Source organism: Alkalisalibacterium limincola (assembly GCF_008017755.1).
Taxonomy (GTDB): domain Bacteria; phylum Pseudomonadota; class Gammaproteobacteria; order Xanthomonadales; family Xanthomonadaceae; genus Alkalisalibacterium; species Alkalisalibacterium limincola.
This window is the reverse complement of sequence record NZ_VRTS01000003.1, coordinates 344,245-365,063: the sequence shown is the minus strand read 5'-3', so window position 1 is coordinate 365,063 and position 20,819 is coordinate 344,245. Positions and strand designations below refer to the sequence as shown.

Genomic DNA, 20,819 nt, shown 5'->3' with positions numbered 1-20,819 from the left:
ACAGGATGATCAGCACGACGGTGAACAGGATCACTGTTGCCACGCTGTTCTTGTGCGCCTTCATGCCGTGCCCCCGTCGTGGACCGGGCAGGTTGCCGGGTCGGGTGGATGCACCATACAACGCGGAGGCCGGGCCGTGGCGGACAGGGCACCCGGCCGGTTCGGGCCGGCCGGGTGCAGGGCCCCGGTTGCGGGGCCGCTGGACGGGCTGCCGTCAGTCGGTGCACTCCGTGGTGCCGGCGTTGCAGACCTGCCAGTTGGTGGCGCCGAACAGGATGGGAACGCGCTGCGTGTAGCTGCCGGTGTTGGCGCCGGTGAAGACGATCGCGCCGTTGAGCCACACGTCGACGGTCTCGCCGCCGCCGTCCCAGGAGAGGTTGTGGTCGGGACGCATGCGCGGGCCGCTCAGCGTGACGGTCAGGTTGCTGGGAATCGCGGGCGGCTCCACTTCGCCCAGGTCGCCGGTGGCGAGGATGCGCACGTTGGCCAGCTCACCGCTGTCGGGCCAGGCATGCACGCCGATGTACCAGGTCCCGGCCTGGGGATCGGTCAGGACGCACTGTTCCTCGCTGCCCACCGCGAACGGGCGGCAATCCCAGTCGGAACCATTGGGAAGCGGGCGCTCGCCGAAGCGCACGAACAGGTCGCCGTCACCGGTGCTGCCTTCCTCCGGGAAGATCTCCACGACCACTTCCCCGGCGCCCTCGGGAACCTCCACGCTGAACCAGCTCATCGAACCGGGGGGGCCGGCGACGGGAAGGTCGACATCCGCTTCCAGCGGGGTGATCTGCGCGGGCTCGTCCTCGAAGGACGCGACCAGCGCCAGGCCTTCGAACTCGACCCATGCATCGATCAGGATGAACCACTCGCCGGCGGCGGGAGATTCGATCAGGCAGGCATCCTGGTTGCCTACGGTGAAGGAGGCGCAGTCATTTTCCTCGAAGGTGGGAAGCTCGCCCTGGCGGATGGCCAGGTCGGCATCGCCGGGACCGCCGGAGGTCACCACCAGCAGGTCGTGGCTGCCTTCGGGGACGTCGATGACGAAGAGGAGCTGGCCTCCGGTGGGGGCGGTCAGGCCGAAGACCGGCTCGCCATTGTTGACTGGAGTCTGCGCGGTGGCGATGGCTGGAAGCGCTGCCAGAGCGAGCAGCGCGGTGGACAGGGCAGCCAATGGCAGCCCGCGGCGAATTTCCTTCATGTGACACCCCCAAAAGAGAAGATCATCGAATCGAATGTTTGGAACCACCCGACCTGGATCGAACGGGTGGTTCCATCTACTCAACGCGTCCGATCGAAAGGGGCGGACAGGGCGGTTTCAGCTGCCGTTTACCTCGCGGCCACCCAGGCCAGCGCCTCGTCGCCCGGCATCGGGCGGGCGATGTGGTAGCCCTGGGCGTGGTCGCAGCCTAGCTCTCGCAGGTAGTCCAGCGTGCGCTGGTCCTCCACGCCCTCGGCGGTGCAGCCCAGGTCCAGCTTGTGGCCCAGCTCGACCAGCGACTCGATGACCGCACGCGAGGCAGGGTCGTGCGTGGACTGCAGCACGAAGCTGCGGTCGAGCTTGATCTCGGAGAACGGAAGGCGCAGCAACTGCTGCAGCGTGGAGAAGCCGGTGCCGAAGTCGTCGATGGCCAGTCGGAAGCCACGCATGCGCAGCCGCGTGAGCTGGCTGAGCGAGCCGCGCTCGTCGACCATCGCGTGGGATTCGGTGAGCTCCAACGCCAGGCGGGCAGGCGGTACGCCGTGGCGCTCGCACAGCGCCACCAGGCCGCTCATGAACGTGTTGGTGGACAGCGAGCTGCGTGCGGACAGGTTGACCGCCATGTGCAGGTCGCTGTCGGGGAAGTTCCCGGACAGCCAGGCCAGGCTCTGCTCCAGCATGCTCCAGGTCAGCGTGTCGATGAGGCCGTTGTCCTCGGCCAGCGGGATGATGCGGTCGGCCGGTTGCACGCCACGCACCGGGTCGTGCCAGCGCACCAGCGCCTCGAACCCGACCAGGCGGCCGTCGGCACAGGCCACCTTGGGCTGGAACCAGGGCCGCACTTCGTTGTTGGCCAGGGCATCGCGCAAGGCGGCCGCGCAGCCGTTGGCGGCATGGGCCGGGGACTGGGCTGGGCGGTCCACTGTCGATGCATCGCCCATGTCGACGCTCAGCAGGAGGTCCTTCAGCTGGCCGTTGCTGAAGGGTTTGGGCAGCACGCCGGCCAGCTGCAGGCCGTGCTCCACCGCAGTGCGTCGCGCCGCGTCGAGGATCTGGGTGCCCAGGCCGCTGGTGATCATCAGCTGTGCACCGCAGCCGCGCTGACCCAGTTGCTCGATGATCTCGAGGCCGTCCATCATCGGCATCATCAGGTCCAGCGCGATGACGTGGGGCTGGTAGTCCTCGAGCGCCTCGAAGAAGGCCGCCGGCTCGCAGGTCACCCGGGCGCCGAGGCCCATGGAGCCAGCCACGGCGGCGATGGTGGCGCCGACGTCGTGCTCGTCGTCGAGGATCAGCAAGCGGGTTGGACTCACGTATCGGTGTCCCTTGGGGCAGCGGGGTGATCGTGCATCGCGTGGTCAAGGCACGCCGCCAGTGAAGCACGCCGATAGGGCTTGGGCAAAAACGCCCCCGTACGGCGCAGCGTTTCCGGATTCAGTCCCTTGTCGTCGGTGAATCCCGACGTGAACACGACCCTCAGCCCTGGCCTGAGCCTGCGCGCGCGCTGGGCCAGCTCGTGGCCATTGATGCCTCCCGGCATCAGGATGTCGGTGAACAGCAGATCGATGTCGTCGTTGCGTTCCAGGATGGCCAGCGCCTCCGTGGCGCGGGCGACCGGCACGACCGTGTATCCGAGTTCGCGCAACAGGCCTTCGCCAAAGCCGCGCACCAGGTCGTCGTCCTCGACCATGAGGATGCTTTGCCCTCGCCCCATCGCTGCTTCGAGGGACGGGGAGGGGGCCTCGCGCCTTGCCGGGGTGGACTCGGCGGCGGCGCGTGGCAGGTACAGCTCGACCGTGGTGCCGGCGCCGGGCACCGAGCGGATCTCGATGTGTCCGTTGGACTGGCGGGCGAACCCGTACACCATGCTCAGCCCCAGGCCGGTGCCCTTCCCGCGCTTCTTGGTGCTGAAGAAGGGCTCCATGACGCGGCCAAGGTCCTCGGCGGTGATGCCCACGCCGGTGTCGGACACCGACACCACCACGTAGTCGCCGGCCGCCAGCGTGCCGTGGGAATCGGAGCGGGCGGTGGCGGCGGTGTGGTTGCGCGTCTCGAAGGTCAGCCAGCCCCCGTCGGGCATCGCGTCGCGGGCGTTGAGCGCCAGGTTCAGCAGCGCGTCCTCCAGCTGGCCGGCGTCGATCAGGGCAGGCCACAGGCCGGGGGTTGGCGTGACGCTGGTGGCGATGTGGTCGCCCATGGTGCGCTCGATCAGCAGCTGCGAATCGGCCAGCAGCACGGTGATGTCCACGGCGGCGGCGTCGAGGCTCTGGCGCCGGGCGAAGGCCAGCAGGCGCTGGGTGAGGTTGGCGCCGCGTTGCGCGGCGCGGTGCACCAGGCGCGCCTGCTCGGACAGGGCCGGATGGTCGGCCAGCTGGTCGCGCAGCAGTTCGGCGTTGCCGATGATGACCGTGAGCAGGTTGTTGAAGTCGTGGGCGATGCCGCCCGTGAGCTGCCCCAGCGATTCCAGCCGCTGGGCCTGGCGCAGGTCGTTCTCGACGCGCTTGACGTCCTCGACGTCGATGCAGGTGCCGTACCAGTGGGTGATGCGGCCGCCGGCATCGCGCACCGGTTTGGCGGACGTGGTATGCCAGCGGTAGGTGCCGTCGTGGCGGAGGATGCGGAACTCGATGCGGTAGTCGCGGCCGGAGTGCACGCACTCCATCCACTGGGCCATGCAGCGCTCGCGGTCGTCCGGGTGAAGCGCGTTGAGCCAGTTCTGGGTCAACGGGATGGAATGGTCCGGGTCGCCGGTGTACTCCAGCGTGGCCCGGTTCAGGTAGGTCAGCACGCCCTCCGGGTTGGCCGACCACACGATCTGCGGGATCGCATCGGCCATGCGTCGCAGCTGCCGGTCGCTGTGCAGGCTGCGGGCGTGCTGCCATTGCAGCGCCACCGCCAGCAGGCCGGTGGTGAAGATGGCCAGTGTGCCCACCAGGCGGTTGCCGAGGGAGACGATGTCCGGCGCATTCGGCAGCGGCGCCGGGGAGAGGTAGGCCCCCAGCGCGTTGAGCACGAGCGCCAGTCCGGTGGCCAGGACCACCGCGCGCCAGTCGCCCGTGAGCGCGGCCAGCAGGATCAGGGGGGCGTAGAGCAATCCATGGGCGAAGCCGGCGGCGGTGTAGGGTTCGAACGCCACCACGGCCAGCATGCCCAGCAACGACGCGATGCACAGTCCGGTGCAGGTCTGGCGTGTGCGATGGTCGGGATTGGTGAGGGGAGGCAAATTCATCCTGGAGCGCCGGTTCGGACGAGCCGCACCGGGCAGGGGGCCGGGCATGACGCCATGCACCATTGTCGCTACTGGCCGGGCCGGTGGAATGTGATTCACATCCCAGCTTGCACGCGCTGCCGTTTCGCCGCGCTCAGATATCTGAACGGCAGGTCCAGCCGGTCGGCCCGGGGCGCTTGGACGCAGCCCCGGGCGAAGGAATGCGCTCAGCGGGCGAGGATGAGCGGGGAGCACTCCAGGGTGTCGGCATTGCATACCTGCCACTCGGCCGGCAGCTGCCAGGCCATGACGCGATGGGTGTGGCTGCCGTCGTTGGGCCCCTGGTGCACCACCTCACCGTTGAGCAGGATGTCGATGACCTCCAGGCCGCCGGTCCAGCTCAACTGGTGGACCGAGCGCAGGCGCGACCCGTTCGACTGCACCTGCAGGTTGCCGGGGACGTCGGTGGCGGGGGTGGTCCACCGCGCCCTCAGGGTCACGTCGATCACATCGCCGAATTCGTGCCAGGCCTCCACGCCGGCGTACCACAGGCCGGGTTCGGGGTCCTCGAAGATGCAGGTCTCGTCGTTGCCGTCGATCCAGGGGCGCAGTCCCAGTAGAACTCGTCCTGCACCGGCGGGGCGCCGTGGCGGACGTAGAGCTCGGAGTCGCCGGTGGTGTCGGGCCCGCCGCGCATCTCCACGATCAGGTCGGTGCTGCCTTCCTCGACGAAGAACGAGTAGTAGTTCATCCGGCCGGCGGGCACTTCCACCGGCACGGTCTGGCCATTGGCCAGGGGCGTGACCTCGGGGCGCTCGTCGCTGTAGCTGGCCTCCAGGCGCAGGCCTTCGAAGGCCTCGTAGGCATGCACGAGGATGTTGTAGCGGCCCGTGTCGGGAATCGGGAACCAGCAGCGCTCTTCGTTTCCGGCCAGCCAGCCGACGCAGTCGAACTCCACCAGGGTGGGTTCGAACTCGAATCCGACGTAGATGTCGGCATCGCCGGTGCCACCGCTGGTTTCTATGATCAGGTGGCCCGAATCGGGTGGGACGTCGATGTAGTAGGCCAGCAGCCCATCGGTCGGGGCACTGAGGTTCTCGATGGGAACCCCGTTGGACAGTTCGGTCTGGTGCCCACCCTGCGGCGCGGGGGCTGGCGCCATCCGGCCCTGGGCCTGGGCCGGTCCGAGGGTGCAAAGCGCCATGGCGAGTGCTGCGGCGGTGACGATGAGCGCCGGGTTGCCGGGGCGGGAAACGGAGGAAGGCATGGGTGGGCGTCCTTGCGTGGAAGACAATGCCTGTCAACGCGAAAACGCCGGCGCTCCGGCCTTGTTCAGCCCGGCTCGGCCCCCCAGGCGACGAAGTGCGGGTTCTCCATGCCGGGCTTGCCGTAGGCCAGGGGTTGGTGGTCGTCGGCGCGCAGCACGCGTCCGCCGGCGGCCGCCAGCACGGCATGGCCGGCCGCGATGTCCCATTCCATCGTGCGCCCCAGCCTGGGATAGACGTCGGCGCGGCCCTCGGCCACCAGGCACAGCTTCAGCGACGAGCCGACATTGACCAGCTCGGCCACCTGGCGCCCGCCGAGGAAGGCCTGAAGCGCATCGGCGTCGCCGTGCGATCGGCTGGCCACGACGGTGAGCCCTTCGCGCGGTGGCACCCGGCAGTGGATGGGCCGCCGGCCGTCGCGGTCTTCCACGTGGGCGCCGAACCCGATCGCGCCGCTGTACATGCGCGCCTGGGCCGGGGCCAGGACCACGCCCAGAACGGCGCGGCCGCGCTCGACCAGCGCGATGTTCACGGTGAACTCGCCGTTGCGCTTGACGAACTCGCGCGTGCCGTCCAGTGGATCGACCAGCCAGAAGCGATCGCCGATCTCGGGCATGTGCCCTGCGGCGACGGCTTCCTCGGCCACCACCGGCACGCCTGGTGACAGCGTGGCCAGCCCGGCCAGGATGATGCGCTCGGCGATGGCATCCGCGGCGGTGACCGGTGAGGCGTCGTCCTTGTCGTCGACCCGGAAGTCGGTGGCGTACACCGCCATGATCGCGTCGCCGGCCTCGCGGGCCAGCGGCAGCAGGGCGTCTAGCAGGCGGGTCGGGTCCTGGGGCATGGGTGGGGCCGGCGAGGGGAAGGCCGATTATTGCATCCGGGCCAGCGGCGCTCGTCATTCGCGCAGCGGCACCACTGTCCGGAAGCCTGCACTGATCGTGGCCGCTGCGCGCTCACTTTGGCGTTTGACGTGGTCTGATCCTCCCCGGAGGCCTGCCTGGGCGTCCGGGGACCGCCGGTTTTGACATGCACATGGACCGTGACTTTTGTCAGTTGTGAAACCGCGGTGAAAATTGGATATGGTGAACGCACTGAACTTCAATATCGTCGAAAAAGGGCTAATTGCATGAAAGAGATCATTTCTGCCGCCGCCATCGCCATGGCCCTGGCATTTTCCCCGCTGGCTTCCGCCAAGCTGCAGTCCGGCGGCAACGAGCACCTGAACCTGGGTTCGGACCGTGCCGCAGTGACTGCCGAGGTCTTTGCCGAGCGTCGCCACCAGCTGGTCAACGAGATCGAGTCCGGCGACACCTACGCGGAGATCAACGCGATGCAGAAGCGCGAGGTGATGGAATCGCTCGACCGCATCGGCACCTGGCTGGAGTCGGCCGGCTCGATCGACGCGATGAGCGAGGAGCAGCGCATCCGCGTGTTCAACGAGCAGGAAAAGATCAACACGATGCTGACCGGCGTGGCCGCGGACAGCCGCCTGGTGTGCACGCGTGAGCAGACGGTGGGCACCCGCATGCGCCAGACCAGCTGCTTCACGGTGGCCGAGCGTCGCCGCCGCCGCGAGTCCGACACGCAGGACGCGCAGCTGTGGTACCAGGGTGCGATCGAGCAGAGCCGCTGATTCCGTCCGGATGTCTTGACGGGTTGGGTGCTTGTACCTAACATACGCGGCTCGCTACGGGCGGTTAGCTCAGCGGTAGAGCACTGCCTTCACACGGCAGGTGTCACAAGTTCGATCCTTGTACCGCCCACCAGTTGCGATCAAAGGCCACCCCCCGGGGTGGCCTTTGTGTTTTCCGGGGTTGGGCTGCGGCTGCGCCTGCAGGCGCGACCTACTCGATCTGTGCGGCGGCAAAGGAGGCGTCGAGTTCCTCCATTGCGTCGCGCGGCGTCAGGCCGGCGGCGTGCTCGAAGGCATCCGCCGCGGCGTCCTCGCCCTTGCGGCCCTTGAGCAGCAGCAGCACGTTGGCGTGTTCGGCGTGCACGATCGGGGCCTCGGGGGTCAGCTTCAGCGCCTGCTTGATGTGCTTCTCGGCCTCGGCGGCCTTGGCGCCATAGGTCAGCCCGCCGATCATCGAGCCGACCTTGTCGATGATCTCGGCGTGGTAGACCGCCATGGCGGTGTGCGCCTCGGCGTGCTTGGGCGCCAGCTCCAGGGTTCGCTCGAGGCTGTCGCGCACCTTCCCGGCCAGGCCCATCTTCAGCGCCTTGGCGATGCTGATGCCCTGGGAGTAGCGGCCCAGCGCATGGGCGTGGCGGTAGTGGCTGTTGGCCTCGCCGGGCAGGGCGGCGATCGCATCCTCGGCCAGCCGGGCGGCTTCCTCGAAGCGGGCCAGCTGTTCGTCGGCGTCATCGACCAGGTGGTCGGCGTGGATGGCCAGCGCCTTGCACGCCACCGATGCCCCGGCCACGCCCAGCGCCTTGCCCTGCTCGTAGGCGGCCTTGAAGTCGCCCTGGTGGAAGGCGCGCCAGGCGTCGACCAGCGCGTCGGAGAGGGTCTGCGGGTCGTGGCCCTTGGGCGGGTTCTTGATGGACTTCAGCAGCGCCTGGGTGCGCTTGGCATCGGGAAACGGCTCGGCGTCCCCTGCGTGCAGCTTCGGCCAGGCCTTGGCCAGCTTCGCGCCACTGAAATCGTAGCCCTTGCCCGCCGGCTCGAAGCCGGCCCATGCCGCATTCTTGCGCGCCATCGCGTTGCCTCCCGTGGTCCACGGCCAGCATGCGAGAGGCGTGTTCAAAGGGCAAGCCCGAGGCGCCAGGGCGAGGCCAAGGCGCGGCCAGGGACGGCGGGGCTCACTCGTAGGCGACGATCAGCGTGTTGAGGTGGACGCGCTCGGCGTCGCGCAGGAACGGGGCCACCAGCATCATCACCTGCACGATGCCGTCGCGGATGGCGGCGTGTTCGTCCTTGTCGCCGCGGGCGGCCGCGTAGTTGAGCCAGAACGTGGCGATGAGCAGGATGTTGGTGGCGGTGGCGTCGATCTCGGCGGCCGAGGCGCGCATCGTGCCGGTGCGCACCAGCCCACGCATGATCGCCGTCGCGTTCTCGGCCCCGCGCTTGAGGATGCGGGCGAAGCGCAGGCGCAGCCGGCGGTTGCGGCTGAGGATGTCGATGAGGTCGCGGTAGAGGAAGCGGTAGTCCCAGATGCACTCGAAGACGTGGTGCAGCTGCAGCCAGATGTCCTCCAGGTCGGGCTCGCGCCCCTCGGGCACCACCAGCGTCGCATCGATGCGCTCTTCGTAGGCGGCGAAGAGGTGCTCGATGATGTCGTCCTTGTTGCGGTAGTGGTAGTACAGGTTGCCGGGGCTGATCTCGAGCTCGTCGGCGATGTGGTTGGTGGTGACGTTCGGCTCGCCCTGGGCGTTGAACATCGCCAGCGAGCAGTCGAGGATGCGCTGGCGCGTGTCGCGCGCCATCAGCCGGAAAGCTTGTCGACCAGCGCGATGTACTGGCGCTTCGCCTCGTCGCGGTCCATGCCCGAGAGCTTCGACCAGGCTTCGTATTTGGCGGTGCCGACGAAGTCGAAGAAGCCCGGCTTCTCGCCATGGACATCGCCTTCCGAACCCTGCTTGTACAGCGCGTAGAGCTTGAGCAGCGTGTCGTTGTCGGGCCGCTCGTCGAGCTGCTTCACCCGCGCCTTGGCGGCTTCGAATTCGGTGTTGAGATCGGACATGTGCGCTTCCCCCCGGATGTGCGGCAGTTGATAGCACGGAGGTATGGAGGAATCAACGCGGATCGGCCCGCGCTCGCTAGGCATCGGGCCCCGGGCTGGCTATGCTCGGTGCATACGCCGTCGAATGGGACGGTCCTGCAAACCTCGGGGGAGGGCGCATGAACTATTTCGTCACGGGTGCCAGCGGCTTCATCGGCCGATTCCTGGTCGATCGCCTGTTGCAGCGCAAGGGCACGGTGCATGTTCTGGTGCGGCGGGGCTCGAAGAAGAAGCTCGATGAGATCGGCGCGCGAATGGGCTGGGACATGCGCCGCATCAAGGTGGTGTATGGCGACCTGGCCAAGCCGCGGCTGGGCGTGGTCGGGGCGGCGCTCAAGGCGCTGACCGGGAAGGTCGACCACTTCTTCCACCTCGCCGCGATCTACGACCTCAAGGCCGATGCGGAAAGCCAGCGGGTGGCGAACGTGGAGGGCACGCGCCACGCGATGGAGCTGGCCGCCGCGATCAAGGTCAAGTGCTTCCACCACACCAGTTCCATCGCCGCGGCGGGCCTGTACCCGGGCGTGTTCCGCGAGGACATGTTCGAGGAGGCCGAGGGCCTGGACGACCCCTACCTGCGCACCAAGCACGATTCCGAGGGGCTGGTGCGCAAGGAATGCCCGGTGCCGTTCCGCATCTACCGGCCGGGCATCGTGGTGGGGCACTCGAAGACCGGCGAGATCGACAAGATCGATGGGCCGTACTACTTCTTCACGCTGATCAAGCGCATGCGCCAGGCGATGCCGCAGTGGATGCCGATGCTGGGCATCGAGGGTGGGCGCATCAACATGGTGCCGGTGGACTTCGTCGCCGATGCGATAGACCACATCGCGCACAAGCGCGGGCTGGACGGCCAGTGCTTCCACCTGGTCGATCCCGAGCCGATGCGCATCGGCGAGATCCTCAACACCTTCTGCCACGCCGGCCATGCGCCGGAGATGACGCTGCGGCTGGATGCGCGCATGTTCGCCTTCGTGCCGCCCACGGTGAAGGGGGCGGTGGGCGCCTTGCCGCCGGTGAAGCGGATGCTGGGGATGTTCCTGCGCGACTTCCGCATCCCGCGCCAGGCGCTGTCGTTCGTGAGCTACCCGACCCGCTTCGACTCGCGCGACGCCGAGCGCGCGCTCAAGGGCAGCGGCATCGAGGTGCCGCGCCTGGACACCTATGCCTGGCGCCTGTGGGACTACTGGGAACGCAACCTCGACCCCGACCTGTTCGTCGATCGTTCCCTGCGCGGGCGCATCGAGGGCAAGGTGGTGCTGATCACCGGCGGCTCGTCGGGCATCGGCCGTGCCACCGCCGAGAAGGTGGCGGCCGCCGGCGCGGTGACGGTCATCGTGGCGCGGGGCGAGGAGGAGCTGTTCAAGACCCGCGACGAGCTCAAGGCGGCCGGTGGCGACGTGCACGCCTACACCGCCGACCTGGCCGACATGGCGTCGTGCGATTCGCTGGTGCACACGGTGGTGAAGAACCACGGCGGCGTCGACGTGCTGGTGAACAATGCCGGGCGCTCGATCCGGCGCTCGATCGAGCTGAGCTACGACCGCTTCCACGATTTCGAGCGCACGATGCAGCTCAACTACTTCGGCGCGCTGCGCCTGATCATGGGCTTCCTGCCGCACATGACCGAGCAGCGGCGCGGGCACATCATCAACATCAGCTCGATCGGCGTGCTGGCCAGTTCCCCGCGCTTCTCCGCCTACGTGGCGTCGAAGGCGGCGCTCGACGCGTTCAGCCGCTGCGCCCAGGGCGAGCTGTCGGGCAAGGGCATCGCGTTCACCACGATCAACATGCCGCTGGTGGCCACACCGATGATCGCGCCGACGAAGATGTACGAAAGCGTGCCGACCCTGACCCCGGAGGAAGCGGCAGGCCTGGTGGTGAAGGGCATCATCGAGCGGCCCACGCGCATCGCGACGCGACTGGGCATCTTCGCCTCGCTGGTGCATGCGCTGGCCCCGAAGGCCTACGAGGTGGTGATGAACACCGCCTTCGAGCTGTTCCCGGATTCAGCCGCGGCCAAGGGCATGAAGGGAGCGCGCGAGGGCGACAAGCCGACCAGCGAGCAGATCGCGTTCGCCGCGGTGATGCGCGGCGTGCACTGGTAGGGCGGGGGGGCTGGCGCGGCGGAGCCGGCGTCAGCGGCACTGGCGCCAGCGCACCGGGGAATCCCTTCCGGGTGCGGGCTCGAGTTGCAAGCGCGTGTAGCGCAGCTCTTCGTACTGCACCAGCATGCGGCAGGCTTCATCGACCAGCGGGTCGATGACTTCGTTGCGGGTGTCGTGCTCGGCCAGGCTGAGCACCAGCGTGGAGCGCGTCGACCAGTCCGCATGAATCAACGCCGGCATGCTGGCCAGGCTGCGGGCGGCAGTAAGGCGTCGATGGTTCAGCGCCTGGTCGTCGAGTTCCAGCGGGTCGGTGCGGCCATTGACCTGGCTGAGCGGGGCCGGGCGCGGGGCGGTGGCTGCAGGAACCGGCAGCGCGCTGCGCGTGGCGATTTCGGTCGCGGTGGGGCGGCGATCCTGCACGCCGGCCAGTGCCAGGAAGACGACGGCACCCAGGGTCAGGCTGGCGGCGGTGGCGATGCCCAGCCGGCGCTTCGCCTCGGCCTGGGTGTGGTGCTGGATGTGTTCGGTGACGGGCTCGGGCATCAGCGGGGCGACGCGCTGCCACAGCTGGGCGCCGTCGATCACGTCGATCTGGTTGGCCTCGGCCACTTCCCGGGCGAAGCCCTCGATGGTGCCGAGCGTGGCGATGATGCCGCCGCTGACGCCGTGCATGCGCACGGCGGTGGCGAAGTCGCGCACGACGGCCTCGCCCAGGCGGAAGGTGCGTCCGTGCTTGCACGACAGCAGCACGCGCTCGCCCTCGCGTGCGAGCACGAAGTCGAAGCCGCTGTCGCCCGGCTGCCGTTCCAGGTCCTCCTCGACGTAGCCGTCGCGGCGCATCGCCTCGAGGACCAGGTGGGCGAAATCGCGCCACTTCACCTGCGCAAGCGCCTCGATGCCGGCGCGTTCGCGGGCCTTGCGGCGGGCGTGGGTCAGGAGATAGGCGGCGGACAGGCCCACGGCGGTGGCGGCCACGAACGCGGCGATGACAACGGGATGGAGTCCGAGCATCGATAGATTTCCATGTGGAAGGAGCCTATCGGGATAAACGCAATCTTCACGCGCTCGAGGACAAGCCTCCAGGGCACATCGCCGATGCGCCCTGGGACGGGGAAAGGCCCGCTGGCCGGAAGTCTACAAGGGGAGGGAACTCGTTGAACTTCCTGGTGGCCAGCGGGCCTTGAGCGTGGACGTCAGGACGACGTGCCGGAATCCTGCGCGCCGGGAGCCTGCGGCTTGGCGACCTTGGGCAGCGCGCTCTTCGAGGGGGCCTTCCTGGCAGGCGCCTTCTTCGCGGGGGCCTTCTTTGCCGGTGCCTTCTTCGCCGGCGACTTGCCGGCCTTGGCCTTCTTCGCTGCCGGCGTCTTCTTGGCGGCCTTGGTGGCGCTGGGGCCCTTGGCGACCGGCTTCTTCGCGGCGGTGCCCTTGCCGCCGGCATTGACCCGGCGCAGTTCGGCGTTGAGCGACTCGACCTGGCGGTTGAGGTCGGCCAGCTCGTCGCGGCCCGGCACGCCCAGGCGGTTCAGGGCCCGCTGCACGCGCTGCTCGAACACCTTCTCGAGGCGGTCCCAGGTGTCGGTGGCGCGGCCACGCACGTGGCCCACGCGGTCCTCGACGACATCACGCACGGCCTCGGCGCGGGCGCCGGCGTACTTGCGCGTGGACTTCTCGATCGTGACGCCTTCCTTGACCAGCGTCTCGAACATCTTGGTGCCTTCTTCCTGGGCGCGGGAGAACGCACCGACGCCGGCCAGCCAGATCTGCTGGGCGGAATCCACGATCGAACGCTGCATCTGCTCGGCGCGCTTCTGCAGGCCCGGTGCCTGGGCGCTGGACTTCTTCGCACTGGACTTCTTCGTGGTGGAGCCGGAAGCGCGCTTGGTGCGGGTGGACGACTTGAGCTTGGCCATGGGGTTACCTCGCTGGATGGAAGGATCAGGCACTGCCTGCTACGAGACACAGTGTGCGGGCGGTGTCTAGAGCATTCATACCAGTATTGCAACGCCGGTGCGGGCGCCCCGGGCGGCTCGGGGGCGGCTCAGGAGCGGCGCACCAGTTCCTGGACGTCGTCGAGCGCGCGACGCAGCCGTGCGGTGGCGTCGGTGCCGCCGAGCACCGGGGGCAGGCCGTCGAAGATCGAGCGCTGCGGATCGTCGAGCAGTTCCCCGCGCAGCTGCATGCCCTTGGCGGCCAGCATCGGGCCCAGCGTGTCGCGTCGTGCGGCCAGGTCGGCCAGCGTCGAGCGGTAGGCGTAGTCGCAGACGCGGGCGCGGCTGCCGTAGCCGAAGATGGAGGTGAAGAACATTTCGCCCTCTTCGGGGTTGGGCTCGAACACCAGCTGGTCGACTTCGGGATAGGTCTGCGCGTACTTCGCCAGGCCGACTTCGACGCGCGACTGCAGCAGCGTGCGGAAGGTCTGCGAGAGCACCATCGGCAGGCCGCCCTTGGCCAGCTTGTCCAGCCGTTCGGGGTGGATCGAGCGGCTGGAGTCGAACGGCACCAGCGGATTGACGCCCAGCAACAGGTCGATGCCGTGGTCGAGCGCGACGGAGGCGTGCATGGTGCGGCGCAGCGCGCCGTCGACGAAGTGGCGGCCGCGGATGTCGACCGGCGGGTACAGGCCGGGCAGGGCGGAGGACGCCTGGATGGCCTTGGAGATCGGCACGTCGTCCCAGCCTGCGGCACCGAAGCGCACCGCTTCGCCGGTGTCGATGTCGACCCCGACCACGTAGAGCTTGCGATCGAGTTCGCGGAAGTCGTTGGTGCGCCCGTGCATGGTGAAGGCGCGGCGCATGAAGGCTTCGATGGCGGAGTTGTCGAACAGGCCGGTGGGCACCATGCCGCTGACGTGGTCGATGAGGTCGGAGAAGCTGGCCTCGCTGGGGCGCAGCAGCCAGTCGCGCCACAGCGTGACCACGCGCTGCGGCAGCGTGGCCGCGCGGCGTGCGTATTCGCCCACGGCCGGCCGCAGGAAGCTTTCCGGCCGGAAGTGCAGTTCCGGGTCGTCGCCGGTGATGAAGATGCGGCACATCTGCGCGGTGGAGATGCGGTTGGCCAGCGCCGCGGCCAGGAAGGCACCGGAACTCACCCCGACGTAGACGTCGAGGCGGTTGAGGTCGAGGCCGTCGATGGCCTCGTCCAGCGCGCGCAGGGCGCCCATTTCGTACATGCCGCCGATCGGGCCACCCCCGGCGATGGCCAGGCCCACGCGGGTGGATTCGGACTTCCGGCGGCGCGGGCGCGAGACACTGGCAGGCTGGAACAGAAGCATGGCGGATGCGAGGATTCCGACGGGCAGGCTGCGATTGTAGCCCCGGAACCGAGGTGGCGATGTCAGTGGACAAACAACGGCTGCGGCGCGGCCTGGAACGACGGCTGCGCTGGCAGCACGAAGCGCACGACCCGGTGCGCGAGCCGCGCAACCTGCTGCCGGAACTGGGTGCGCTGCGGCGCTTCCAGCACCAGCGCCTCGCGCTGGGCTTTCGCGACCTGCTGGCCGATCCGCGCATGCGGCCGGCCGCGGAGTTCTTCCTGAGCGACCTCTACGCCGACCGCGACTTCAGTGCGCGCGACCGCGACGTGGCCCGCATAGCGCCGCTGCTGTCGCGGCTGCTGCCGCTGTCGCTGCTGGAGGCGCTGGCCCAGGCGATCGAGCTGGCCACGCTGAGCCATGCCTTCGACCTGAAGATGGCCCAGGCGCTCCACGATGACGGCGTGGCACCGGATGCGCTGGACGCGGCGAGCTACGCGCGCGCCTACCGCGCGGCCGGATGTCCGCGGCTGCGCAACCACCAGATCGACCTGGTGCTGGAGGTGGGCCACACGCTGGACCGCGCGGTGCACACGATGGGCGTGGCCCGGCTGCTGAGGATGTCGCGGATGCCGGCGCGTGCGGCGGGCGTGATGGAACTGCAGGCGTTCCTGGAGCGTGGGTTCGAGGCGTTCCGCCAGCTCGACGGCGCCGGAGAATTCCTGCGTCGCATCGAGACCGGGGAACGGGCCGTTTCACGGCGCCTGTTCGCCGGCACCCCGGATCCGTTCGACCTGGCGGGTGTGCCGGGCGCGATCAACTGAATTCGCGCGCCAGGTACTTGCGGATCTCTTCCTCGATCGGTCCGCGCATCATCGCCAGCAGGAAGCCGAGCTTGGCGGTGACGTGGATCTGGCCCGGCTCCAGCAGGATGTTCCCATCCACGCCGGAGCGCTGGAAGTGCAGGTGGTCGCCTTCCCAGGCGTAGTCGATCTGGAACTTCTCCTGGATCTTCTCCGCCACCCGCTCGACGGCGGCCCGCGCCTCGTCGTCCGGGCGCGAATGCGGATGCTTGATATCGATCGTGGACATGGAACCCTCCGTGTTGATCGGGCGATTCTGCGGTTTCGCGGCGCCGGGTGCAAAGTGCGGCCCGGCCTGGCTGCGCCCGTGCCCGCGCGTGCTAGATTGCCCGGCCAGGAGGACGCATGCGACTGACATTCCCGAACGGCGAACACCCCGCCATCGAGCTGCCCGAGGGCGAGCTCGGCATCGGCTCGGGCGACGCCAACCGAGTGTGCGTGAAAGGGGCGGGCCTGGCCGAGACGCACGTGCGCCTGAAGCGCGACCCCAAGGGCCTGTGGCTGCGCGTGAACGAGGGCAGCGGCGCAGTGCACGTCAATGCACGTCCGGTACATGCGCTGGCCATGCTGCGCCCCGGCGACCTGCTGTGCCTGGGGCATCTGCAAGCCCAGGTGTGCCTGGCCCGCGAGGCGAACCGGCCCGTAGCCGACGCCCAGGCACCGCTGGCGATGGCCGGCGTGCGCGTGGTGCTGCGTGGCGTGTCGGGGGCCACCTCGGGGCGCAGCTTCAGCCTGAGCGAGCGCCTGGTGCTGGGCGCGGGTGCGGGGGCGGACATCCAGCTGGACGATCCGGCGCTGTCGGATGCGCGCGTGGAGGTGGTCCTTGAAGGTGCCCGGGTGCTGCTTCGGGTGACCGGTGGCGATGCGGTCGAGGTGAATGGTCTTCCCTGCCGCGATGCGGTGCTCGAGCACGGCGACCAGATCGTGGTGGAACAGCAGCGTTTCGTGCTGGAAGCCCCCGGCCTGGCGGTGCACCACGCCAAGGCCGGCGACGCCGGCGACCTGCCCGACGTGGAGATCGAGCAGCCTGCGCGGGCCGACACGGCGAGCACCGTGTGGTGGCTGATCGCCGCGGCGATGACGCTGGCGGCCATCATCACCGCCCTTTTGCTGTACGGCCCCGGGCGCGGCTGAGAGCCGGGCCGCGGGCCCCGATTGCGGGCGCCCCCGGGGGTCTGCATACTCGCTGCACCACAGGGCGCACGGGTTCCACGCTTCGGCGCCGTGCAATAGAGGTGAAATGCCACTCGCTGAGTGCTTTCGTTTCTCTGACTCCCTGGTGACTTTGATGCGTGCCCAGGACGGCGCGGTCCTCGAGGTGAACCATGCCTTCGAGACGCATCTGGGCTACCGGGCGGACGAGGTGGTCGGCAAGTTGCCGGCCGAGATCGGTCTGTGGGCCGACATGCAGGTGCGGGCGTCGATATGGGCGCAGCTGCGCGCCGACAGCAAGGTCTCCAACCTGCAGGTGCGCATGCGCCACATCGACGGCAGCGAGGTCGACGGGGAGCTCAGCGCGGAGCTGATGGAACACGAGGGCCAGACGGTCGTCTTCTGCATCGTGCAGAACGTCCGCCCGGCCGGCACGCAACCCCTGGGCGACAACGGCAACGAGAGCTATCGCGCGCTCTACCTCGCCGCGGCCGAGGGCATCTACCGCTCGCTGCCCGGTGCCGGCTTCATCGACGTCAATCCGGCCATGGCTCGGATCTTCGGCTACCCCTCGCCGGAACGGATGCTGCGCGAGCTGGGGCGTTCCTCCGGACACCTGATCATGGACCCGGAACACCGCGAATCGCTGCACCGGCGGCTGATGGCCGGCGAGCGGATCAAGGCCGAGCGCATCCAGGTGCGACGTGCCGACGGCCAGGCGATCTGGATCAGCGAGAACGCGCGCGCGGTGCGCGACGGCAAGGGCAACATCCTGTTCTTCGAGGGCACGGTGGTCGACGTCACCGCGCAGGTGCTGGCCGAAGAAGCACTGCAGCAGTCCCAGGCGCTGTACAAGGTGCTGGTGGAAAGCAGCCACGACGGCGTGTTCCTGATCCAGCGCGGCGTGGTGGTGTTCGCCAACCAGAGCATGGCCGACATCCTGGGCATGACCCTGGAGGCGCTGACCGGGTCGGAATACATGGCGCTGGTGGCGCCGAGCGACCGCGAGGCGCAACTGCAGCGGCGGGCGCAGCGCGAGTCGGGCTCGATGGACGCGCAACGCTACGAGATCAACCTGGTGCGCGCCGACGGCGTGCGCATCCTGTGCGAGGTGGTGGCCAGCGCGGTGCACTACCGCGGCGACATCGCCTCGACCGGGGTGATCCGCGACGTCACCCGGCAACGCCAGATCGAGCAGGCCCTGAAGCGGTCCGAGGCGCGCTACCGGACCCTGGTCGAGCACAGCCAGGTGGGCGTGTTCATCTCGCGCGGCGACCGCTACGTCTACGCCAACCAGGCCATGCTCGACCTGCTGGGTTATGACGAGGAGACGCTGTATTCGATGCGCTTCGAGCAGCTGGTGGCGCCGGAACTGGTGCCGGTGGTGCGGCAGCGGCTGGCGGCACTGGCCCGCAACGAGCCGATCCATCGCGACTACGAGAGCTGCTACATCCGCTCCGACGGGCGCCGGGTCTACGTGACGGTGAGCATCGGGCCGATCGAGCTCGACGGCGTGGACCACCTCACCGGGACGGTGCGGGACATCACCCAGCACCGCGAGGCGGAGTTGCGCCTGCGTTTCCACGCCACCCACGACCCGCTCACCTCGCTGCCCAACCGGCCGGTGTTCCAGCAGCGCCTGGGCGACATGATCGATGCCGCCAGGCGCAGCGGGCACCACGACTATGCCGTGCTGTTCCTGGACCTGGACGGGTTCAAATGGCTCAACGACAGCCTCGGCCACGGGGCCGGGGACCGGCTGCTGGTGGCGATCGCCGGGCAGCTGGCCCAGGTGCTGGAGGGGCGGGCGATGCTGGCACGCTACGGCGGCGACGAGTTCACGGTGCTTCCGACGGTGCCCTGCAACCGGGAGCGCGCGGTGGAGATGGCGCAGCAGATCCTTGCGGTGTTCGAGAAGCCCTTCGACATCGGTTCGCAACAGGTGTTCTCCGGGGCCAGCGTGGGCATCGTTCTGGGCCGCGAGGAGTACACGACCCCGGACCAGGTGCTGCGCGACGCGGACATCGCGATGTACGCCACCAAGGACCGCGGAAAGTCCGGATACACGATCTTCGACGAGGCGATGCACCGGCTGGCACGTTCGCGCTTCGAGCTGGAGACCGACTTCCGCCGGGCCCTGGAGCGCGGCGAGTTCGAGGTGCACTACCAGCCGATCGTGGAGCTGGAGACCCAGCGCATGGTGGCGTGCGAGGCGCTGGTGCGCTGGCGGCATCCCACGCGCGGGCTGCTGCTGCCGGACGAGTTCCTCCAGGTGGCCGACGAGACCGGGATGATCACCGAGCTCGACGGTTGGGTGCTGCGCGAGGCCTGCGCGCACGTGGCCCGCTGGCGTGGCCGCTTCCCGGTGCTGGCGGCGCTGCGGGTGAACGTCAATGTCGACGAGCGCCAGCTGGCGGGCAAGGAGATCGTCGAGGAGGTGCGATCGGTGCTCGAGCGCAACGGCCTGCCGGCGGAGGCACTGCGGCTGGAGGTGACCGAGACGGTGTTCCGTGCGGGTCGCGGGCACGCGCAGGAGCGACTGGGGGCCCTCAAGGCGCTGGGCGTGAGCCTGGTGGTGGACGACTTCGGCACCGGGTACTCGTCGCTGGAGTCGTTCGCTTCCTCGCCCTTCGATGCACTCAAGATCGACCGTGGCTTCGTGCGCGACATGGAATCCAACTCGCGGCACCGGGCGATCGTGCGCACCATCGCCGGCTTCGCCGCCGACCTGGGCCTGTCGCTGACCGCCGAGGGGGTGGAGACCCCGGGCCAGCGCCAGTTGCTGCTCGCCGCGGGGTGCCGCCATGGCCAGGGTTACCTGTTCTCGCCGGCATTGCCGGCCCACGAGTTCGAGGCGCTGCTGCTGGAGTACGCCCGCGCGGAGGCCTGATGGCGGTTGCCGCTTCTGGCGCGCACGGGCCTCATGCTAGCCTTCGGCCTATTCGCAGGGAGGCATGATGAGCCGCGCTTTCAACTTCTGTGCCGGACCGGCCGCCTTGCCGGAGGCGGTGCTGCGCCAGGCCCAGGCGGAATTGCTGGAGTGGGGCGCGGAACGGGCCTCGGTCATGGAGGTCAGCCACCGCGGTGCCGCCTTCGAGGCCCTGGTCGCCCAGGCCGAGGCCGACCTGCGCTCGCTGATGGGCATTCCCGACGACTACGCGGTGCTGTTCCTGCAGGGCGGCGCGACGCAACAGTTCGCGCTGCTGCCGATGAACCTGGCGGCACCGGGGCAGGGTGCGGACTACGTGGTCAGTGGCCACTGGAGCCAGCGGGCGGTCGCCGAGGGGGAGCCCCACGTGCGCACCCGGGTGCTGGTGGATGCCGCCGACGCGGCGGGGCTTTACCTGCGGGCGCCGGAGGTCGACGCCGCAGCGGTCGATCCCGATGCGGCCTACCTGCACTACTGCCACAACGAGACGATCCATGGCGTGGAGTTTCCCGCCGTGCCCGACAGTGGCGCGGTGCCGCTGGTGGGTGATTTCTCCTCGACCATCCTTTCGCGTCCGCTGGACGTGGCCCGCTTCGGGGTGATCTATGCCGGGGCCCAGAAGAACATCGGGCCCTCCGGCCTGGCCCTGGTCATCGTGCGTCGCGACCTGCTGGAGCGTGCCGGCCAGCCGCGTGCGCGGGTGCTGACCTGGGCGGCGCATGCCCGCGCGGGTTCCTTGCTGCACACGCCGCCGACGTTCTCGATCTACCTCGCCGCGCTGGTGTTCGCCTGGTTGCGCGAGATGGGCGGGCTGGAGGTCATGGCGGCGATCAACCAGCGCAAGGCGCAGCGGCTGTACCACGCCATCGACGACAGCGAGGGCTTCTACCGCAACCCGGTCGACCCGGCATCGCGCTCGTGGATGAACGTGCCGTTCTGGCTGCACGACGAGGGCCTCAATGCGGCGTTCCTGGAAGAGTCGCGCGAGGCCGGCCTGCTGGCGCTCAAGGGGCACCGCGAGATCGGTGGCCTGCGCGCCTCGCTCTACAACGCGATGCCCGAGGCCGGGGTGGCCGCGCTGACCGACTTCATGGGCGATTTCGCCCGTCGCAAGGGCTGAG

At 69.0% G+C, this 20,819-nt stretch carries 19 protein-coding genes and 1 tRNA gene; 7 read left to right on the top strand and 13 right to left on the bottom strand.

Annotation, left to right across the window (positions count from 1 at the left end; all coding sequences use genetic code 11):
• Positions 1 to 214 precede the first annotated feature (214 nt).
• The 6 genes from FU658_RS06730 to cysQ form a co-directional block, all read right to left on the bottom strand.
• Complete coding sequence (locus FU658_RS06730) at positions 215 to 1,198, bottom strand: PPC domain-containing protein (RefSeq protein ID WP_147891374.1); 984 nt, start codon at positions 1,196 to 1,198, stop codon at positions 215 to 217.
• Between the two features lie 128 nt (positions 1,199 to 1,326).
• Positions 1,327 to 2,511, bottom strand: coding sequence for an EAL domain-containing response regulator (locus FU658_RS06725; protein WP_147891373.1), 1,185 nt, complete (start codon positions 2,509 to 2,511; stop codon positions 1,327 to 1,329).
• Positions 2,508 to 4,427, bottom strand: a complete 1,920-nt coding sequence (locus FU658_RS06720; protein WP_187265972.1) for an ATP-binding protein — start codon at positions 4,425 to 4,427, stop codon at positions 2,508 to 2,510. The genes FU658_RS06725 and FU658_RS06720 overlap by 4 nt, the downstream gene beginning before the upstream one ends.
• Before the next feature lie 206 nt (positions 4,428 to 4,633).
• On the bottom strand, positions 4,634 to 4,942 hold the full coding sequence (locus tag FU658_RS06715; RefSeq protein ID WP_147891371.1) for a hypothetical protein: 309 nt from the start codon (positions 4,940 to 4,942) through the stop codon (positions 4,634 to 4,636).
• Complete coding sequence (locus FU658_RS06710) at positions 4,912 to 5,673, bottom strand: PPC domain-containing protein (protein WP_147891370.1); 762 nt, start codon at positions 5,671 to 5,673, stop codon at positions 4,912 to 4,914. The genes FU658_RS06715 and FU658_RS06710 overlap by 31 nt, the downstream gene beginning before the upstream one ends.
• Positions 5,674 to 5,738: 65 nt before the next feature.
• Positions 5,739 to 6,515, bottom strand: a complete 777-nt coding sequence (gene cysQ, locus FU658_RS06705; protein ID WP_147891369.1) for a 3'(2'),5'-bisphosphate nucleotidase CysQ — start codon at positions 6,513 to 6,515, stop codon at positions 5,739 to 5,741.
• A gap of 285 nt (positions 6,516 to 6,800) precedes the next feature.
• Between cysQ and FU658_RS06700 the strand changes: the two genes are divergently transcribed.
• Both FU658_RS06700 and FU658_RS06695 read left to right on the top strand, forming a co-directional pair.
• Positions 6,801 to 7,307 carry a hypothetical protein gene (locus FU658_RS06700; RefSeq protein ID WP_147891368.1) on the top strand — a complete coding sequence of 169 codons (507 nt, stop codon included), beginning with the start codon at positions 6,801 to 6,803 and terminating at the stop codon, positions 7,305 to 7,307.
• Positions 7,308 to 7,365: 58 nt separating this feature from the next.
• Positions 7,366 to 7,440, top strand: a tRNA-Val gene (locus FU658_RS06695).
• Between the two features lie 78 nt (positions 7,441 to 7,518).
• On the opposite strand, the gene FU658_RS06690 is transcribed toward FU658_RS06695, so the two are convergent.
• The 3 genes from FU658_RS06690 to FU658_RS06680 all read right to left on the bottom strand — a co-directional run bounded on the left by FU658_RS06690 (position 7,519) and on the right by FU658_RS06680 (position 9,357).
• Positions 7,519 to 8,373, bottom strand: coding sequence for a tetratricopeptide repeat protein (locus FU658_RS06690; protein WP_147891367.1), 855 nt, complete (start codon positions 8,371 to 8,373; stop codon positions 7,519 to 7,521).
• Positions 8,374 to 8,476: 103 nt separating this feature from the next.
• Positions 8,477 to 9,100, bottom strand: coding sequence for a TetR/AcrR family transcriptional regulator (locus FU658_RS06685; RefSeq protein WP_147891366.1), 624 nt, complete (start codon positions 9,098 to 9,100; stop codon positions 8,477 to 8,479).
• Positions 9,100 to 9,357 carry an acyl-CoA-binding protein gene (locus FU658_RS06680; RefSeq protein ID WP_147891365.1) on the bottom strand — a complete coding sequence of 86 codons (258 nt, stop codon included), beginning with the start codon at positions 9,355 to 9,357 and terminating at the stop codon, positions 9,100 to 9,102. The genes FU658_RS06685 and FU658_RS06680 overlap by 1 nt, the downstream gene beginning before the upstream one ends.
• Before the next feature lie 158 nt (positions 9,358 to 9,515).
• Between FU658_RS06680 and FU658_RS06675 the strand changes: the two genes are divergently transcribed.
• The gene (locus FU658_RS06675) at positions 9,516 to 11,504 is read left to right on the top strand and encodes an SDR family oxidoreductase (RefSeq protein ID WP_147891364.1); all 1,989 of its coding nucleotides are present in this window, start codon (positions 9,516 to 9,518) and stop codon (positions 11,502 to 11,504) included.
• A 30-nt stretch (positions 11,505 to 11,534) separates the two neighbouring features.
• Here FU658_RS06675 and FU658_RS06670 read toward each other — a convergent pair whose 3' ends face one another.
• The 3 genes from FU658_RS06670 to FU658_RS06660 all read right to left on the bottom strand — a co-directional run bounded on the left by FU658_RS06670 (position 11,535) and on the right by FU658_RS06660 (position 14,775).
• Positions 11,535 to 12,515 carry a restriction endonuclease gene (locus tag FU658_RS06670; protein ID WP_147891363.1) on the bottom strand — a complete coding sequence of 327 codons (981 nt, stop codon included), beginning with the start codon at positions 12,513 to 12,515 and terminating at the stop codon, positions 11,535 to 11,537.
• A gap of 182 nt (positions 12,516 to 12,697) precedes the next feature.
• Positions 12,698 to 13,414, bottom strand: a complete 717-nt coding sequence (locus tag FU658_RS06665) for a phasin family protein (protein WP_147891362.1) — start codon at positions 13,412 to 13,414, stop codon at positions 12,698 to 12,700.
• 128 nt (positions 13,415 to 13,542) lie between these two features.
• Positions 13,543 to 14,775: a patatin-like phospholipase family protein gene (locus FU658_RS06660; protein ID WP_147891361.1), complete on the bottom strand. Its 1,233-nt coding sequence runs from the start codon at positions 14,773 to 14,775 to the stop codon at positions 13,543 to 13,545.
• A 59-nt stretch (positions 14,776 to 14,834) separates the two neighbouring features.
• On the opposite strand from FU658_RS06660, the gene FU658_RS06655 reads away from it, so the two are divergent.
• Positions 14,835 to 15,578 carry a DUF8198 family protein gene (locus FU658_RS06655; RefSeq protein WP_147891360.1) on the top strand — a complete coding sequence of 248 codons (744 nt, stop codon included), beginning with the start codon at positions 14,835 to 14,837 and terminating at the stop codon, positions 15,576 to 15,578.
• Here the strand turns inward: FU658_RS06655 and FU658_RS06650 are convergent.
• Positions 15,571 to 15,846 (bottom strand): polyhydroxyalkanoic acid system family protein, encoded by a 276-nt coding sequence (locus tag FU658_RS06650; protein WP_147891359.1) that lies wholly within the window; start codon positions 15,844 to 15,846, stop codon positions 15,571 to 15,573. The genes FU658_RS06655 and FU658_RS06650 overlap by 8 nt on opposite strands.
• A 116-nt stretch (positions 15,847 to 15,962) precedes the next feature.
• On the opposite strand from FU658_RS06650, the gene FU658_RS06645 reads away from it, so the two are divergent.
• The 3 genes from FU658_RS06645 (at position 15,963) to serC (ending at position 20,818) form a co-directional block, all read left to right on the top strand.
• Positions 15,963 to 16,751 (top strand): FHA domain-containing protein, encoded by a 789-nt coding sequence (locus FU658_RS06645; protein WP_147891358.1) that lies wholly within the window; start codon positions 15,963 to 15,965, stop codon positions 16,749 to 16,751.
• 154 nt (positions 16,752 to 16,905) lie between these two features.
• The gene (locus tag FU658_RS06640) at positions 16,906 to 19,659 is read left to right on the top strand and encodes an EAL domain-containing protein (protein ID WP_187265971.1); all 2,754 of its coding nucleotides are present in this window, start codon (positions 16,906 to 16,908) and stop codon (positions 19,657 to 19,659) included.
• Between the two features lie 67 nt (positions 19,660 to 19,726).
• Positions 19,727 to 20,818: a 3-phosphoserine/phosphohydroxythreonine transaminase gene (serC, locus tag FU658_RS06635; protein ID WP_147891356.1), complete on the top strand. Its 1,092-nt coding sequence runs from the start codon at positions 19,727 to 19,729 to the stop codon at positions 20,816 to 20,818.
• Position 20,819 lies beyond the last annotated feature (1 nt).

What these genes read in the sequence shown, in the direction of transcription:
- FU658_RS06700 (WP_147891368.1), top strand. Translation starts at nt 6,801, where the DNA reads ATGAAAGAGATCATTTCTGCCGCCGCCATCGCCATGGCCCTGGCATTT.
- FU658_RS06690 (WP_147891367.1), bottom strand. Translation starts at nt 8,373, where the DNA reads ATGGCGCGCAAGAATGCGGCATGGGCCGGCTTCGAGCCGGCGGGCAAG.
- FU658_RS06665 (WP_147891362.1), bottom strand. Translation starts at nt 13,414, where the DNA reads ATGGCCAAGCTCAAGTCGTCCACCCGCACCAAGCGCGCTTCCGGCTCC.
- FU658_RS06710 (WP_147891370.1), bottom strand. Translation starts at nt 5,673, where the DNA reads ATGCCTTCCTCCGTTTCCCGCCCCGGCAACCCGGCGCTCATCGTCACC.
- FU658_RS06685 (WP_147891366.1), bottom strand. Translation starts at nt 9,100, where the DNA reads ATGGCGCGCGACACGCGCCAGCGCATCCTCGACTGCTCGCTGGCGATG.
- FU658_RS06645 (WP_147891358.1), top strand. Translation starts at nt 15,963, where the DNA reads ATGCGACTGACATTCCCGAACGGCGAACACCCCGCCATCGAGCTGCCC.
- FU658_RS06675 (WP_147891364.1), top strand. Translation starts at nt 9,516, where the DNA reads ATGAACTATTTCGTCACGGGTGCCAGCGGCTTCATCGGCCGATTCCTG.
- FU658_RS06680 (WP_147891365.1), bottom strand. Translation starts at nt 9,357, where the DNA reads ATGTCCGATCTCAACACCGAATTCGAAGCCGCCAAGGCGCGGGTGAAG.
- FU658_RS06655 (WP_147891360.1), top strand. Translation starts at nt 14,835, where the DNA reads ATGTCAGTGGACAAACAACGGCTGCGGCGCGGCCTGGAACGACGGCTG.
- FU658_RS06660 (WP_147891361.1), bottom strand. Translation starts at nt 14,775, where the DNA reads ATGCTTCTGTTCCAGCCTGCCAGTGTCTCGCGCCCGCGCCGCCGGAAG.
- FU658_RS06670 (WP_147891363.1), bottom strand. Translation starts at nt 12,515, where the DNA reads ATGCTCGGACTCCATCCCGTTGTCATCGCCGCGTTCGTGGCCGCCACC.
- FU658_RS06730 (WP_147891374.1), bottom strand. Translation starts at nt 1,198, where the DNA reads ATGAAGGAAATTCGCCGCGGGCTGCCATTGGCTGCCCTGTCCACCGCG.
- FU658_RS06650 (WP_147891359.1), bottom strand. Translation starts at nt 15,846, where the DNA reads ATGTCCACGATCGATATCAAGCATCCGCATTCGCGCCCGGACGACGAG.
- serC (WP_147891356.1), top strand. Translation starts at nt 19,727, where the DNA reads ATGAGCCGCGCTTTCAACTTCTGTGCCGGACCGGCCGCCTTGCCGGAG.
- FU658_RS06720 (WP_187265972.1), bottom strand. Translation starts at nt 4,427, where the DNA reads ATGAATTTGCCTCCCCTCACCAATCCCGACCATCGCACACGCCAGACC.
- FU658_RS06640 (WP_187265971.1), top strand. Translation starts at nt 16,906, where the DNA reads ATGCGTGCCCAGGACGGCGCGGTCCTCGAGGTGAACCATGCCTTCGAG.
- cysQ (WP_147891369.1), bottom strand. Translation starts at nt 6,515, where the DNA reads ATGCCCCAGGACCCGACCCGCCTGCTAGACGCCCTGCTGCCGCTGGCC.